Source organism: Pseudomonas fluorescens, assembly GCF_001623525.1.
GTDB classification, from domain to species: Bacteria; Pseudomonadota; Gammaproteobacteria; order Pseudomonadales; family Pseudomonadaceae; genus Aquipseudomonas; species Aquipseudomonas fluorescens_Q.
Map to the genome: position 1 here is coordinate 6,204,726 of NZ_CP015225.1, position 13,385 is coordinate 6,218,110.

Annotated in this window: 15 protein-coding genes; 9 read left to right on the forward strand and 6 right to left on the reverse strand. The window is 60.5% G+C overall.

All coding sequences use genetic code 11. The features are described 5' to 3' along the window. Window positions 1-73: 73 nt before the first annotated feature. Window positions 74-1,549 carry an ATP-dependent RNA helicase RhlB gene (gene rhlB / locus TK06_RS26950; protein WP_063324516.1) on the reverse strand — a complete coding sequence of 492 codons (1,476 nt, stop codon included), beginning with the start codon at window positions 1,547-1,549 and terminating at the stop codon, window positions 74-76. Between the two features lie 99 nt (window positions 1,550-1,648). Further along, the gene (locus TK06_RS26955; RefSeq protein ID WP_063324517.1) at window positions 1,649-2,305 is read right to left on the reverse strand and encodes an alpha/beta hydrolase; all 657 of its coding nucleotides are present in this window, start codon (window positions 2,303-2,305) and stop codon (window positions 1,649-1,651) included. A 473-nt stretch (window positions 2,306-2,778) separates the two neighbouring features. Here TK06_RS26955 and TK06_RS26960 point away from each other — a divergent pair, with 473 nt between their 5' ends. The 4 genes from TK06_RS26960 to TK06_RS26975 all read left to right on the forward strand — a co-directional run bounded on the left by TK06_RS26960 (window position 2,779) and on the right by TK06_RS26975 (window position 6,941). Continuing rightward, window positions 2,779-3,810: an amino acid ABC transporter substrate-binding protein gene (locus tag TK06_RS26960; protein WP_003205302.1), complete on the forward strand. Its 1,032-nt coding sequence runs from the start codon at window positions 2,779-2,781 to the stop codon at window positions 3,808-3,810. A 65-nt stretch (window positions 3,811-3,875) separates the two neighbouring features. Next, entirely contained in the window at window positions 3,876-5,057 is a 1,182-nt protein-coding gene (locus TK06_RS26965; protein ID WP_063324518.1) for an amino acid ABC transporter permease, read from the forward strand. A gap of 10 nt (window positions 5,058-5,067) precedes the next feature. Further along, window positions 5,068-6,165 (forward strand): amino acid ABC transporter permease, encoded by a 1,098-nt coding sequence (locus tag TK06_RS26970; protein ID WP_063324519.1) that lies wholly within the window; start codon window positions 5,068-5,070, stop codon window positions 6,163-6,165. A gap of 11 nt (window positions 6,166-6,176) precedes the next feature. After that, a complete protein-coding gene (locus tag TK06_RS26975) occupies window positions 6,177-6,941 on the forward strand; it encodes an amino acid ABC transporter ATP-binding protein (protein WP_003178331.1) in 765 nt (254 codons plus the stop codon). A gap of 59 nt (window positions 6,942-7,000) precedes the next feature. Here the strand turns inward: TK06_RS26975 and TK06_RS26980 are convergent, their stop codons facing one another. Continuing rightward, window positions 7,001-7,483: a type II toxin-antitoxin system MqsA family antitoxin gene (locus TK06_RS26980; protein WP_003178333.1), complete on the reverse strand. Its 483-nt coding sequence runs from the start codon at window positions 7,481-7,483 to the stop codon at window positions 7,001-7,003. Beyond that, window positions 7,480-7,791, reverse strand: coding sequence for a type II toxin-antitoxin system MqsR family toxin (locus TK06_RS26985; protein WP_053213349.1), 312 nt, complete (start codon window positions 7,789-7,791; stop codon window positions 7,480-7,482). Before TK06_RS26985 ends, TK06_RS26980 begins: the two co-directional genes overlap by 4 nt. Window positions 7,792-7,955: 164 nt before the next feature. Here TK06_RS26985 and TK06_RS26990 point away from each other — a divergent pair, with 164 nt between their 5' ends. From TK06_RS26990 to TK06_RS27010, 5 genes are all read left to right on the forward strand, one after another. Next, entirely contained in the window at window positions 7,956-8,615 is a 660-nt protein-coding gene (locus TK06_RS26990) for a FadR/GntR family transcriptional regulator (protein WP_063324520.1), read from the forward strand. 43 nt (window positions 8,616-8,658) lie between these two features. Beyond that, window positions 8,659-9,963, forward strand: coding sequence for a CynX/NimT family MFS transporter (locus tag TK06_RS26995; protein ID WP_063324521.1), 1,305 nt, complete (start codon window positions 8,659-8,661; stop codon window positions 9,961-9,963). 87 nt (window positions 9,964-10,050) lie between these two features. Next, on the forward strand, window positions 10,051-10,521 hold the full coding sequence (locus TK06_RS27000) for a nuclear transport factor 2 family protein (protein ID WP_063324522.1): 471 nt from the start codon (window positions 10,051-10,053) through the stop codon (window positions 10,519-10,521). A 40-nt stretch (window positions 10,522-10,561) separates the two neighbouring features. Continuing rightward, on the forward strand, window positions 10,562-10,885 hold the full coding sequence (locus TK06_RS27005; RefSeq protein ID WP_063324523.1) for a GIY-YIG nuclease family protein: 324 nt from the start codon (window positions 10,562-10,564) through the stop codon (window positions 10,883-10,885). Between the two features lie 79 nt (window positions 10,886-10,964). Beyond that, window positions 10,965-11,900, forward strand: coding sequence for a glutathione S-transferase family protein (locus tag TK06_RS27010; RefSeq protein ID WP_063324524.1), 936 nt, complete (start codon window positions 10,965-10,967; stop codon window positions 11,898-11,900). Window positions 11,901-12,021: 121 nt separating this feature from the next. Here the strand turns inward: TK06_RS27010 and TK06_RS27015 are convergent, their stop codons facing one another. Both TK06_RS27015 and yejK read right to left on the reverse strand, forming a co-directional pair. Continuing rightward, entirely contained in the window at window positions 12,022-12,378 is a 357-nt protein-coding gene (locus TK06_RS27015; protein WP_063324525.1) for a glutaredoxin family protein, read from the reverse strand. Then, window positions 12,378-13,382, reverse strand: coding sequence for a nucleoid-associated protein YejK (yejK, locus tag TK06_RS27020; protein WP_014340016.1), 1,005 nt, complete (start codon window positions 13,380-13,382; stop codon window positions 12,378-12,380). Before yejK ends, TK06_RS27015 begins: the two co-directional genes overlap by 1 nt. Window positions 13,383-13,385 lie beyond the last annotated feature (3 nt).

The window sequence follows — 13,385 nt, forward strand, 5'->3', positions numbered from 1 at the left end:
ATCCCGAGGCAAAAAAAAGCGCAGCCTGTCTTGGCTGCGCTGTTCGTTCCTACGCTCTGCGTCCGTCTCGATGCTAAGGGCGCTTGCGCTCGACCGGACGTAACAGGTGGGTCGGGGGCATTTCGCAACTGATCTTGCGGCCCAGCAACGCTTCGATCGACGGCAACTGGTAGGAGTCATCTTCGCCAGCGAAGCTGATCGAAACCCCGGCGGCCCCGGCACGACCGGTACGGCCGATGCGGTGCACGTAGTCGTCCGGCACTTCCGGCAGGGTGAAGTTGATCACGTGGCTGATGCCGTCGATGTGGATGCCGCGACCGGCCACGTCAGTGGCGACCAATACGCGGATCTTGCCTTCGCGGAAGCCTTCGAGGGTCTTGATGCGCTTGTGCTGGGGCACGTCGCCCGAGAGCTGGGCGGCGTTGACACCATCGCGCACCAGGCGTTCTTCGATGCGCCGCACTTCGTCCTTGCGGTTGGCGAACACCATCACGCGCTCCCAACCGTTGTCGTTGACCAGGTTGTAGAGCAGCTTGTACTTGTCGGCACCGGCGACTGCGTAGATATGTTGTTCGACGTTTTCGCTGGCGACGTTCTCGGCTTCGATCTCGACGATGGCCGGGTCGGTGGTCCACTGCTTGGCCAGGTTCATCACGTCCTCGGTGAAGGTGGCGGAGAACAGCAGGGTCTGGCGTTCGCTTTTCGGTGGCGTCTGGCGAATGATCTGGCGCACTTGCGGGATGAAGCCCATGTCGAGCATGCGGTCGGCTTCGTCCAGCACCATCACTTCGACCATGTCCAGGTGCACGTCGCCGCGCTGGTTGAAGTCCAGCAGGCGGCCCGGTGTGGCGACCAGGATGTCGCAGTGACGGGCTTCGAGGTGCTTGAGCTGCTTGTCGAAATCCATGCCGCCCACGAACGTCATGACGTTCAGGCCGGTGTACTTGGTCAGGTCGGCGGCGTCCTTGGCGATCTGCACTACCAGCTCGCGGGTCGGCGCGATGATCAGTGCCCGCGGTTCGCCCATGTAGCGTTCCTTGGGCGGTGGGGTCTGGAGCAGCTGGGTGATGATGGAAATCAGGAACGCGGCCGTCTTGCCGGTGCCGGTCTGGGCGCGACCGATGGCGTCTTTGCCGGCGAGGGTGTAACCGAGCACTTGCGCCTGGATCGGCGTGCAATAGGGGAAACCCAGGTCTTGGATGGCATGCATCAGTTCCGGGGCGAGCTTGAAATCGTGGAAGCGGGTCTTGCCTTCCTGGGGTTCTACGACGAAGTCCTCGAGCTTCCAGGCGACGACCGGCGGTTTCGGTGCGCGTTCGCGGCGTGGCTTGGGGGCTTCGTTGCGTGGTTTTTCCGCTGCCGGGGCGGTGACAGGCTGTGCGGTTGGCGGTGTCATCGGCTCTTTTGTCACGCCTGCAACAGGTGCGGTGCGGTGCGGTTGTTGCGCATCGGTGCGGCTCGGGCCGTGGGTCGGCGCAGTGGAGCCAGGCGCGAGTTGCTCGGCCTCGCTTTTACCGAACATCTTCTTGAGTGCTTTGAGCACGGTCATCTCATCGATTGGTTAAGGAATGTACGCCGGCCAGTGTAATGCAAGAAACGGGCGCGGCGTAGTGTGATCGTCAAAGGACCGGCGTGGCGATCGGCGCTCTTAGCGCAACCGCTCGGCCAGCCAGGTACCGATGTCGCGAATCTCCTCGGGTAACACTTCGTGGCCCATTGGGTATTCTTGCCATGTCACGGTGACACCATGCTGCTTTAAATACTCTTTCGCGGTCCGTCCCATGGGGTTGAGTACCACTTCGTCGTATTGCCCGTGCAGCGCCAGGACCGGAATGCGTTGCTGGCTGGCCGACAATTGCAGCTCATCGCTGAAAGTCGGGGCATAAGTAGACAGCGCGACCACGCCGCCCAGCGGGCCCTGCCATTTCACGAATGCCGTGTGATAGACCACCGCGCCGCCTTGGGAGAAACCCGCCAGGAAAATCCGCGAGGCGTCTATTCCGCTGGCTCGCTGGGTTTCGATCAGGTCGATGACCCGTTGTGCCGAAGCTTCGAGCTGCTGTTCGTCAATGGCCCGGGCGGGGCTCAAGGCGCGGATGTCGTACCAACTGGGCATTTCATAGCCGCCGTTGATCGTTACTGGTTGGGTCGGTGCCTGGGGCAGAACGAAACGTGTGGTAAGCAAACTTTGCTGCAACATTTCGGCGACTGGCAGGAAATCAAAACGATCGGCGCCCAGGCCGTGAAGCCAGATAACGCACGCGTCGGCAGTGCTGCTGGGCTCGAGAATCAGGGGGTCGGTCATGGTTGTGCTCCAAATCTGTGCGGGCGCGCCCAATCAGTGCGTGATTACAGTGCGTGTCCGGTGTCTCAGTTAATTAGATGTCGCAAAGTTGAAAGTTTTTGTCTTGACGTGTTTTACAAGGGCTAAGCGCAGCGGTCTGGTACGGGCTTTGCTATGGGTGTACCTGAGTGATGATTCTTACGCTGTGCGGTAACACTATCAGTTCACCGCTACGCATGGGATATCAGAAATCCGGTGATGAATGTTCGCCAGCAGCCGCTACGGGCTTCGCGAACGTGAAGGGCTACAGCCCGTTCGGCCGATTGGTGAGAGATGGGCATGACCGCTGTTTACGGACATCCTCATTATTAGACTCATAGCGAAGGTCCAGACGTCGGTTGACCCTAAAAAAAGCCAACAAGGGTCGGCAATGCCCCAAAAGGGTGCGACAGGACTCGAGCTCCGACACAACAAGAGCAAAACTGGAGGTTTGAATGAAGTTACTGAAATCCACCCTGGCCGTCATGACTGCAGCAGCGGTCCTTGGTGTCAGCGGGTTCGCTCAGGCGGGTGCAACTCTGGATGCCGTGCAGAAAAAAGGTTTTGTGCAATGTGGTGTGAGTGATGGCCTGCCGGGTTTCTCGGTGCCTGATTCGACCGGCAAGATCGTCGGTATCGACGCTGACTTCTGCCGTGCCGTGGCCGCTGCTGTATTTGGCGATGCGACCAAGGTCAAATTCAGCCAGTTGAACGCCAAGGAGCGCTTCACCGCGCTGCAATCGGGCGAAATCGACATGCTCTCGCGCAACTCCACCATGACCAGCTCCCGTGACGCGGGCATGGGCTTGAAATTCCCAGGCTTCATCACCTACTACGACGGCATCGGCTTCCTGGCGAACAACAAGCTGGGCGTCAAGAGCGCCAAGGAACTGGACGGTGCAACCATCTGCATCCAGGCCGGTACCACCACCGAGCTGAACGTTTCCGACTACTTCCGCGCCAACGGCCTGAAGTACACCCCGATCACTTTCGACACCTCCGATGAAAGCGCCAAGTCGCTGGAATCCGGTCGTTGCGACGTGCTGACCTCGGACAAATCCCAGCTGTTCGCCCAGCGCAGCAAGCTGGCTTCGCCAAAGGACTACGTGGTTCTGCCGGAAACCATTTCCAAGGAGCCCCTGGGCCCAGTCGTGCGTAACGGCGACGACGAGTGGCTGGCCATTGTCCGTTGGACTGGCTACGCCTTGCTCAACGCTGAAGAAGCGGGTGTGACCTCGAAGAACGTCGAGGCCGAAGCCAAGTCCACCAAGAACCCTGACGTCGCTCGTATGCTGGGCGCTGACGGTGAATACGGCAAAGACCTGAAACTGCCGAAAGACTGGGTTGTGCAGATCGTCAAGCAGGTCGGCAACTACGGTGAAATGTTCGAGCGCAACCTCGGCAAGGGCACTCCGCTGGAAATCGATCGCGGCTTGAACGCTCTGTGGAACGCTGGCGGCATTCAATACGCACCACCAGTGCGCTGATGGTTCTATCACCCGGTGGGCCAACCACCGGGTGATGTTCTGTTCCATTCTTTGCGGGGCACTTCATGCAAAATTCAATCGGCGCACCTAAGCAGAGGCTCAGCCTCAGCGATCCACGAGTGCGTGCGTGGGTATTTCAAGTCGTCACTGTCGTGGCGGTTATCGCGCTGGGCTGGTTTCTGTTCGATAACACACAAACCAATCTTCAGCACCGAGGCATCACCTCCGGTTTCGGCTTCCTGGAGCGCAGTGCCGGTTTCGGCATCGCCCAACACCTGATCGACTACACCGAAGCGGACAGCTATGCCCGGGTCTTTCTCATCGGGTTGCTCAACACGCTGCTGGTCACGTTCATCGGCGTGATCCTGGCAACCATCCTGGGGTTCATCATCGGCGTGGCACGGCTGTCGCAGAACTGGATCATTTCCAAGCTGGCAACCGTTTATGTCGAGGTTTTCCGTAATATCCCGCCACTGCTGCAAATCCTGTTCTGGTACTTCGCGGTATTCCTGAGCATGCCAGGACCGCGGGCCGCCCATAACTTCGGCGACACCTTCTTTGTCAGCAGCCGGGGTCTGAACATGCCTGCCGCGCTGGTGGCCGAAGGGTTCTGGCCATTCGTGATCAGCGTAGTGCTGGCGATCGTCGCCATCGTGCTGATGACGCGCTGGGCCAACAAGCGTTTCGAAGCGACAGGCGAGCCGTTTCATAAGTTCTGGGTCGGCCTGGCGTTGTTCCTGGTGATCCCTGCGTTGAGCGCGCTGCTTTTTGGTGCGCCGGTGCATTGGGAAATGCCGGAGCTCAAGGGCTTCAACTTCGTCGGTGGCTGGGTGCTGATCCCGGAACTGCTGGCCTTGACCCTGGCCTTGACCGTGTACACCGCGGCGTTCATCGCCGAGATCGTGCGCTCGGGCATCAAGTCGGTCAGCCACGGTCAGACTGAAGCCGCCCGTTCCCTGGGACTGCGCAACGGTCCGACCCTGCGCAAAGTGATCATCCCGCAGGCCCTGCGTGTGATCATTCCGCCGTTGACCAGCCAATACCTGAACCTGGCGAAAAACTCCTCCCTGGCGGCCGGTATCGGCTACCCGGAAATGGTTTCGCTGTTTGCCGGCACAGTGTTGAACCAGACGGGCCAGGCCATCGAGGTGATTGCGATCACCATGAGTGTGTACCTGGCGATCAGTATCAGCATTTCGTTGCTGATGAACTGGTACAACAAGCGCATTGCGCTGATCGAGCGGTGAGGAAACGCGCATGACGACTCATACTTTCAAACCAGACATGCCCCCGCCGGGCAGCAGCATCGGCGTGGTGGCGTGGATGCGCGCCAACATGTTCTCCAGCTGGATCAACACGCTGCTGACCCTGTTCGCGTTCTACCTGATCTACCTGATCGTGCCGCCCCTGGTGCAATGGGCGATCCTCGATGCCAACTGGGTCGGTACCACCCGTGCCGACTGCACCAAGGAAGGCGCCTGCTGGGTCTTCATCCAGCAGCGCTTCGGGCAGTTCATGTACGGCTACTACCCGGCAGACCTGCGCTGGCGCGTCGACCTGACCGTGTGGCTGGCAGTGATCGGTGTGGCGCCGTTGTTCATCTCGCGCTTCCCGCGCAAGGCAATCTACGGCCTGAGTTTCCTGGTGCTGTATCCGATCAGCGCCTGGTGCCTGCTGCACGGCGGCGTGTTCGGCCTGGACGCCGTGGCGACCAGCCAATGGGGTGGCCTGATGCTGACCCTGGTGATCGCGACCGTCGGTATTGTCGGCGCCTTGCCACTGGGCATCGTCCTGGCGCTGGGGCGACGTTCGAACATGCCGGCGATTCGCGTGGTCTGCGTGACCTTCATCGAGTTCTGGCGCGGCGTGCCGTTGATCACGGTGTTGTTCATGTCCTCGGTGATGCTGCCGCTGTTCCTGCCTGAAGGCATGAACTTCGACAAGCTGCTGCGGGCGCTGATCGGGGTGATTCTGTTCCAGTCGGCCTACATTGCCGAAGTGGTACGTGGTGGCCTGCAAGCCATTCCCAAGGGTCAATACGAGGCGGCCGCGGCGATGGGCCTGGGTTACTGGCGCAGCATGGGCCTGGTGATTCTGCCGCAAGCCCTGAAGCTGGTGATCCCGGGTATCGTCAACACCTTCATTGCGTTGTTCAAGGATACGAGCCTGGTGATCATCATCGGCCTGTTCGACCTGCTCAACAGCGTGAAACAAGCTGCCGCCGACCCGAAATGGCTGGGCATGGCCACTGAAGGCTATGTGTTCGCCGCCCTGGTGTTCTGGATTTTCTGTTTTGGTATGTCCCGCTATTCCATGCATTTGGAACGCAAGCTGGACACTGGCCACAAGCGTTAGGAGCGTAGTTTATGAGTGAAGCGATCAAACAGCCTGTGAGCCCTGAAGGCATTATTCAGATGCAGGGCGTCAATAAGTGGTACGGCCAGTTCCATGTGTTGAAAGACATCAACCTGAACGTCAAGCAGGGCGAGCGTATCGTGCTGTGCGGCCCGTCGGGCTCCGGCAAGTCCACCACCATCCGCTGCCTCAACCGCCTGGAAGAGCACCAGCAGGGTCGCATCGTGGTCGATGGCGTGGAACTGACCAACGACCTCAAACAGATCGAAGCGATCCGCCGTGAAGTCGGCATGGTGTTCCAGCACTTCAACCTGTTCCCGCACCTGACCATCCTGCAGAACTGCACCCTGGCGCCGATGTGGGTACGCAAGATGCCCAAGCGCAAGGCCGAGGAAATCGCCATGCATTACCTGGAGCGCGTACGCATTCCAGAGCAGGCGCACAAGTACCCGGGCCAGCTCTCCGGTGGTCAGCAGCAACGTGTGGCTATCGCCCGTGCCCTGTGCATGAAGCCGAAAATCATGCTGTTCGACGAGCCGACCTCGGCTCTCGACCCGGAAATGGTGAAGGAAGTACTCGACACCATGATCGGCTTGGCCGAAGACGGCATGACCATGCTCTGCGTGACCCACGAAATGGGCTTTGCCCGCACCGTGGCCAACCGCGTGATCTTCATGGACAAGGGTGAAATCGTCGAACAGGCCGCGCCGAACGACTTCTTCGACAACCCGCAGAACGACCGCACCAAGCTGTTCCTGAGCCAGATCCTGCATTGATCCGGCCTTAGGCAGTGAAACAAACCCGGACTTGTCCGGGTTTGTTTTTAATAGGCCGCTCAGCAAGCCGTGAGGGTCTCGTGTTCCTTGTGCACCGTCGTCTTGAATTGCCGCAAGTCTGCGTCTTCAGCGAAGGCATGGACATCGGCAAGCAAATGCGGATAGCGATCAAGCAGGCGCATCAGCAAGATCAACGCCTTGGGTGGCACTACCTCGCCGCGCTCGTAGCGGGAAAACGCATTGTGTCCACCGCCCGATAGCAGCAGTACCGCTTCCTTTTGCGATAGATGCAGTTTGCGCCGGACACGTTTGATCTCTTCGCCGATCATTCGCCTGGCCGCGTTGACCAGCTCATCACCTGCGTGGTCGTAGCGATCCGAGCAGCTTGAATCGAGCTCGACTTCGCCGCACATCTGACATTCCCAGCCAGACAAGTCATCGACCCGGCGTTCCAGTCCCTTGACGCTCATGGTTTCGCCGCGACCTTCGAAATGCAACATGCCCTCCGGGGCACCACAGCTGAAGCATTGCTGGTGTTTCATGAGTTTTTCTCCTTGAAGGAAATTACCGGTGGGCCTCCGCTGGGGCGGTACGTCACCTTCAGGTAAATCTGCAGACCGTGTGAATTGGCGTGGTAGACGTCATGCCAGACTCGATGATCGTCATAGGTGGTCATCGATTTGTAGAACTGTTTTCGCTCCAGCCCATGGATGACCTGCTGCATGTCCGAGACGTTTAAACCGAGCGTCCGAGCAGTGTTCTTCGCAGTGCTGGTGAACGCTTTCCCTTTAAGCCGCCTGACATCTGCCTGTATCGCCGCCAGGGCGTAGTGGGGTGTGTTCTTTTCCATGGAACGGCGTGCCTTGTCCTTAAAATTACCCTCAAAGGGTAATTTTGACTAATCGAAAATCTCGTTTCTTTACCTCCCGTTGACCCTAGGCGGTTGCCGTCCTACGCGAAGCTGACTAACATGTCAGAAAATTCATCCTATGATTGGATGAAAGGGCGAATTCTATGTCAGCTATTTCTCCACTGATGAAACGCTCCCTCGTCGACCAGGCCTTGGAACAATTGCGTCGGCGTATCAGCGATGGTGTGTGGGGCGTCGGCCAGCGCTTGCCCACCGAGCCGGAGTTGGTGGCGGAGCTGGGTATCAGCCGCAACACCGTGCGTGAAGCCATGCGTGTGCTGGCGTTTTCCGGGTTGATCGAGATCCGCCAGGGCGATGGCAGCTACGTGCGGGCGGTGGTTGATCCGCTGGATACGCTCAAGGTGCTATCCCGTTGTTCGCTGGAACAGGCCCGGGAAACCCGGCATATCCTGGAGGTGGAGGCCATTGGCCTGGCGGCGCTGCGGCGCACCGATGAGGATCTACTTGCCTTGCGCCGGGCGCTGCAAGACAGCGGCGAGCATTATCACGGCGACCTGGAGCAGTACATCGCCTGCGACCTGGTGTTCCACCGCCTCTTGGTAGATGCCGCGCACAACCCTGCGCTCAGTGAACTCTATCGCTACTTCTCCAGCGTCATCGGCGCACAGTTGCGCCAGAGCCTCAACATCGCCCCGCGTCATCAGCATGTCTTCGACCTGCACGTCGAAATCCTGGACGCCGTCGAGCAACAGGACCCGCAACGGGCCAAGTCCCTGTGTCGCCAGTTGATCAATGAACCCTGAGCGCTTGAAACCCTGAGCCCCGAACCCCGAACCCGAGCTTTCCATGTCCCGCGACCTGCTTGACCCTGCCACTTCGACGACGCCCAAACGCGCCGCCGAACTCGAAGAACTGTTGATTGATGCCGAGGCCGACGATGAGCAGGCCCAGCAGCGCCCTCCGTTGGTGCGCCGGCCCTGGCTGTTGCTGCTCGGGCTGATCCTGGTGGCGCTGAACCTGCGTCCGGCATTGTCGAGCATGGCGCCGTTGCTCAGCGAAGTGTCAAGAAGCCTCGACCTGTCGGCTGCCCAGGCCGGTTTGCTGACCACATTGCCTGTGCTTTGCCTGGGCCTGTTCGCGCCGCTGGCGCCGGTGCTGGCGCGGCGCTTCGGTGCCGAGCGCGTGGTGCTGGGGATCTTGTTGACGCTGGCGGGCGGGATTGTCTTGCGCAGCGCCTTCGGCCAGGTCGGGCTGTTTGTCGGCAGCATCCTGGCCGGCGCGAGTATCGGGGTGATCGGCGTGCTGTTGCCGGGCATCGTCAAGCGCGACTTCGCCAAGCAGGCCGGCACCATGACCGGCGTCTACACCATGGCTTTGTGCCTGGGCGCGGCGATGGCGGCCGGGGCGACCGTGCCGCTGAGCGAGCAGCTTGGCCACAGCTGGGCCTTGGGCCTGGGTTTCTGGGTGGTCCCGGCGCTGCTGGCCTCGGTGTTCTGGTTACCGCAAGTGGGCGAGAAACACGGTGCCCACCAAGTGGCTTATCGAGTCCGCGGCTTGCTGCGTGATCCCCTGGCCTGGCAAGTGACGTTGTACATGGGGCTGCAATCGTCCCTGGCCTACATCGTCTTTGGCTGGCTGCCGTCGATCCTGATTGGGCGTGGCCTGACGCCGACCCAGGCCGGGCTCGTGCTATCCGGTTCGGTCATCGTGCAGTTGATCAGTTCCCTCGCGGCGCCCTGGTTGGCAACACGTGGCAAGGACCAGCGCCTGGCCATCGTGATCGTCATGCTCATGGTCCTGGGCGGGTTGTTCGGTAGCCTCTACGCTCCGCTCGATGGCTTGTGGGGCTGGGCGATCCTGCTGGGCTTGGGACAGGGCGGATCATTCAGCCTGGCGCTCACACTGATCGTGCTGCGTTCGCGGGACGCCCACGTGGCCGCCAACCTTTCCGGCATGGCCCAGGGTTTCGGTTATACGCTGGCGTCGCTGGGGCCGTTCGCGGTGGGTGTGGTCCACGACTTGACCGGCGGCTGGAACGCCCTGGGCTGGATCTTCGGCCTGGTTGGCCTGGGGGCGATCATCGCCGGCATCGGCGCAGGCCGGGCGTTGTACGTCGGGGTCAGCAGCGAAAGGGTCACTGATCTTCGTTGATATCATTTTCATGGCGAATGACGATAGTCTTCCCGGCGGCGGCAGATTATCGTGCTGGCCTACTGAAACGTTTTTCGGAGCCTGTCCATGAGTGATGCCCACAACGCCTTGATCAGCCGTTTTTACCAGGCCTTCCAACGCCTGGACGCCGAAGCCATGAGCGCTTGCTACACCGACGACGTGCTGTTCAGCGATCCGGCGTTCGGTGAGCTGCGCGGGCGCGATGCCGGCGACATGTGGCGCATGCTGACGACCCGGGCCAAGGACTTTTCCCTGACCTTCGATAACGTGCGCAGTGATGAGCGTACCGGTGGTGCTCATTGGGTGGCGACGTACTTGTTCAGCCAGACCGGCAACGTGGTGATCAATGATATTCAGGCACGCTTCGTTTTTCGCGACGGCAAGATCTGCGAGCACCACGACAGCTTCGATCTGTGGCGCTGGTCTCGCCAGGCATTGGGTGCCAAGGGCCTGTTGCTGGGCTGGACACCACTGGTACGTAACGCTGTCAGGGCCCAGGCGCTCAAGGGGCTGCGGGCGTTCCAGGCCAGTCGCTGATAAGATCGCGGCTTGTCTTTGCCAACCTGTTGAACATCTAGTGACGATCGCCACCCCCTCTCCCGATCTGCCAGCACAAGGCCCCGCCGAACCGGACAAACCCTGGTTCGTCTACCTGGTGCGGGCGGCCAACGGTTCGCTGTACTGCGGCATCAGCGATGACCCGGTGCGGCGTTTCGCCAAGCATCAAAGTGGCAAGGGTGCACGTTTCTTCCTTTCCAGCCCGGCAGTGGCTTTGGTGTACACCGAGGCCTGTCGCGACAAGGGCGAGGCCCTGCGCCAGGAGCGGCTGATCAAAAAACTCAAGAAAAGCGCCAAGGAATGCCTGGTGGCCAGTGCGCTGTCGCTCGATCAGCCGGGCTGATAGGCCTTTATCAGGCCGGTAGGCTGTCCCGATCAGGCGCGCTAAGCTGTAGGACTTCATTCCTGCAGTGGCTAATCTCATGTCAGAGCTGATCCTTCATCATTACCCTACGTCTCCTTTCGCGGAAAAGGCCCGGCTGCTGCTGGGCTTCAAGGGGCTGTCCTGGCGTTCGGTGAGCATCCCGCCGATGATGCCCAAGCCTGACCTGACGGCGCTGACGGGTGGCTACCGCAAGACGCCGGTGTTGCAGGTCGGCGCGGATATCTATTGCGATACGTCGCTGATGGCCCGCCGCCTGGAGCAGGAAAAAGCCTCGCCGGCGCTGTTCCCCGAAGGCCGGGAAATGCTTGCCGCATCCTTTGCTGCGTGGGCCGATTCGGTGGTGTTCCAGCATGCGGTGAGCCTGGTGTTCCAGCCGGAATCGGTGGCGGTGCGGTTCGCCAAGCTATCGCCCGAAGCGATCAAGGCGTTCATCAGCGACCGCGCCGGGCTGTTCAGTGGCGGCACGACGACACGCTTGGCCGCCGAGCAGGCCAAGCACCAATGGCCGACGATCATGGCGCGTCTCGAGCAACAGTTGCAGCGCGAGGAGGGCGATTTCCTGTTGGGTGATCCGTCGATTGCCGACTTCGCCATGGCCCATCCACTGTGGTTCCTCAAGGGTACTCCGGTCACCTCGTCGCTGGTGGATGCCTATCCGGCTGTCTCGGCCTGGTTGGCGCGGGTGTTGGGTTTCGGCCATGGTGCCTCGAGCCAGATGAGTGCCGAAGAAGCCTTGGACGTTGCCCGCAACGCGACGCCGCAAGCGCTGCCGGATGAGTCGTTCGAAGAGCCGAACGGGTTCACCGCAGGGCAGCAGGTAAGCATAGCCGCGACGGACTATGGCGTTGATCCGGTGGTTGGGGAGTTACTGTTTGCTGGCCGCGAAGAATTGATCCTGCGTCGCGAAGATGAGCGTGGCGGGGTGGTGCATGTGCACTTTCCGCGGTTCGGGTTTCGGATCGAGGCGCGCTGAGCAACGAATGACCTGTGGGAGCGAGCTTGCTCGCGATGGCGGCGACACATCCAGCATTGATGCAAGCTGACCCACCGCTATCGCGAGCAAGCTCGCTCCCACAGGGGATTTGCGGCGATGACTAGATGGCAGATAACGCCTTGAGAATATGCTCCGGCTCATACCCACGCATCAACGTGCCATTCACATCGAGGATCGGAATCCCCCGGCCTCCCAACGCCTCGTAGGCCTTGCGCGCTTCGGCATCTTTCTCGATATCGAACTCGCGAAACGGCACGCCTTTCTCATCCAGGAACCGCCGGGTGGCCTTGCAGTAGCCGCACCAGTCGGTGGCATACAGCACGACGCGGGCGTTGCTGCGAATCTGCTCGGAAACCATCTGTGACGGGTTGAATACCCGCTCGATCTTGCCCCAGTTCTGGTAGGCCACCACCACCAGCAGAATCAGCAGGAATTTCTTCAGCACCCTACCGAGCATCAATTACGCCGCTTGAGCTGGTCGGTCAGCGACGTGGGCAGGCCCTTGATGATCAGCGTGCCAGCCTCTTCGTCGTACTCGATCTTGGAGCCCAGCAAGTGCGCTTCGAAGCTGATGGACAAGCCCTCGGCGCGACCAGTGAAGCGGCGGAACTGGTTGAGGGTGCGTTTATCCGCCGGGATTTCCGGCGACAACCCGTAGTCCTTGTTGCGGATGTGATCGTAGAAGGCTTTCGGTCGATCTTCGTCGATCAGCTCGGACAGTTCTTCCAGGCCCATCGGCTCGCCGAGCTTGGCCTGGCTGCTGGCGTAGTCGACCAGGGTCTTGGTCTTTTCCCGGGCATCGTCTTCCGGCAGGTCTTCACTTTCGACGAAGTCACTGAAGGCCTTGAGCAGGGTGCGGGTCTCACCGGGGCCGTCGACACCTTCCTGGCAGCCGATGAAATCACGGAAATATTCCGAGACCTTCTTGCCGTTCTTGCCCTTGATGAACGAGATGTATTGCTTCGATTGCTTGTTGTTCTGCCATTCCGACACATTGATCCGTGCCGCCAGGTGCAACTGGCCCAGGTCCAGATGGCGGGACGGGGTCACGTCCAGCTCATCGGTCACCGCCACACCTTCGCTGTGGTGCAGCAGGGCGATGGCCAGGTAGTCGGTCATGCCTTGTTGGTAATGCGCGAACAGCACGTGGCCGCCTACCGACAGGTTGGACTCTTCCATCAGTTTTTGCAGGTGTTCCACCGCCACGCGACTGAAGGCGGTGAAGTCCTTGCCGCCGTCCAGGTACTCCTTCAGCCAGCCGCTGAACGGATGCGCCCCGGACTCGGCATGGAAAAACCCCCAGGCCTTGCCTTGCTTGGCGTTATAGCTCTCGTTGAGGTCGGCGAGCATGTTCTCGATGGCCGTGGACTCTGCCAGTTCGGAGTCGCGGGCATGGAGCACAGCAGGGGTGCCGTCGGGTTTTTTGTCGATCAGGTGGACGATGCAATGACGGATCGGCATGGA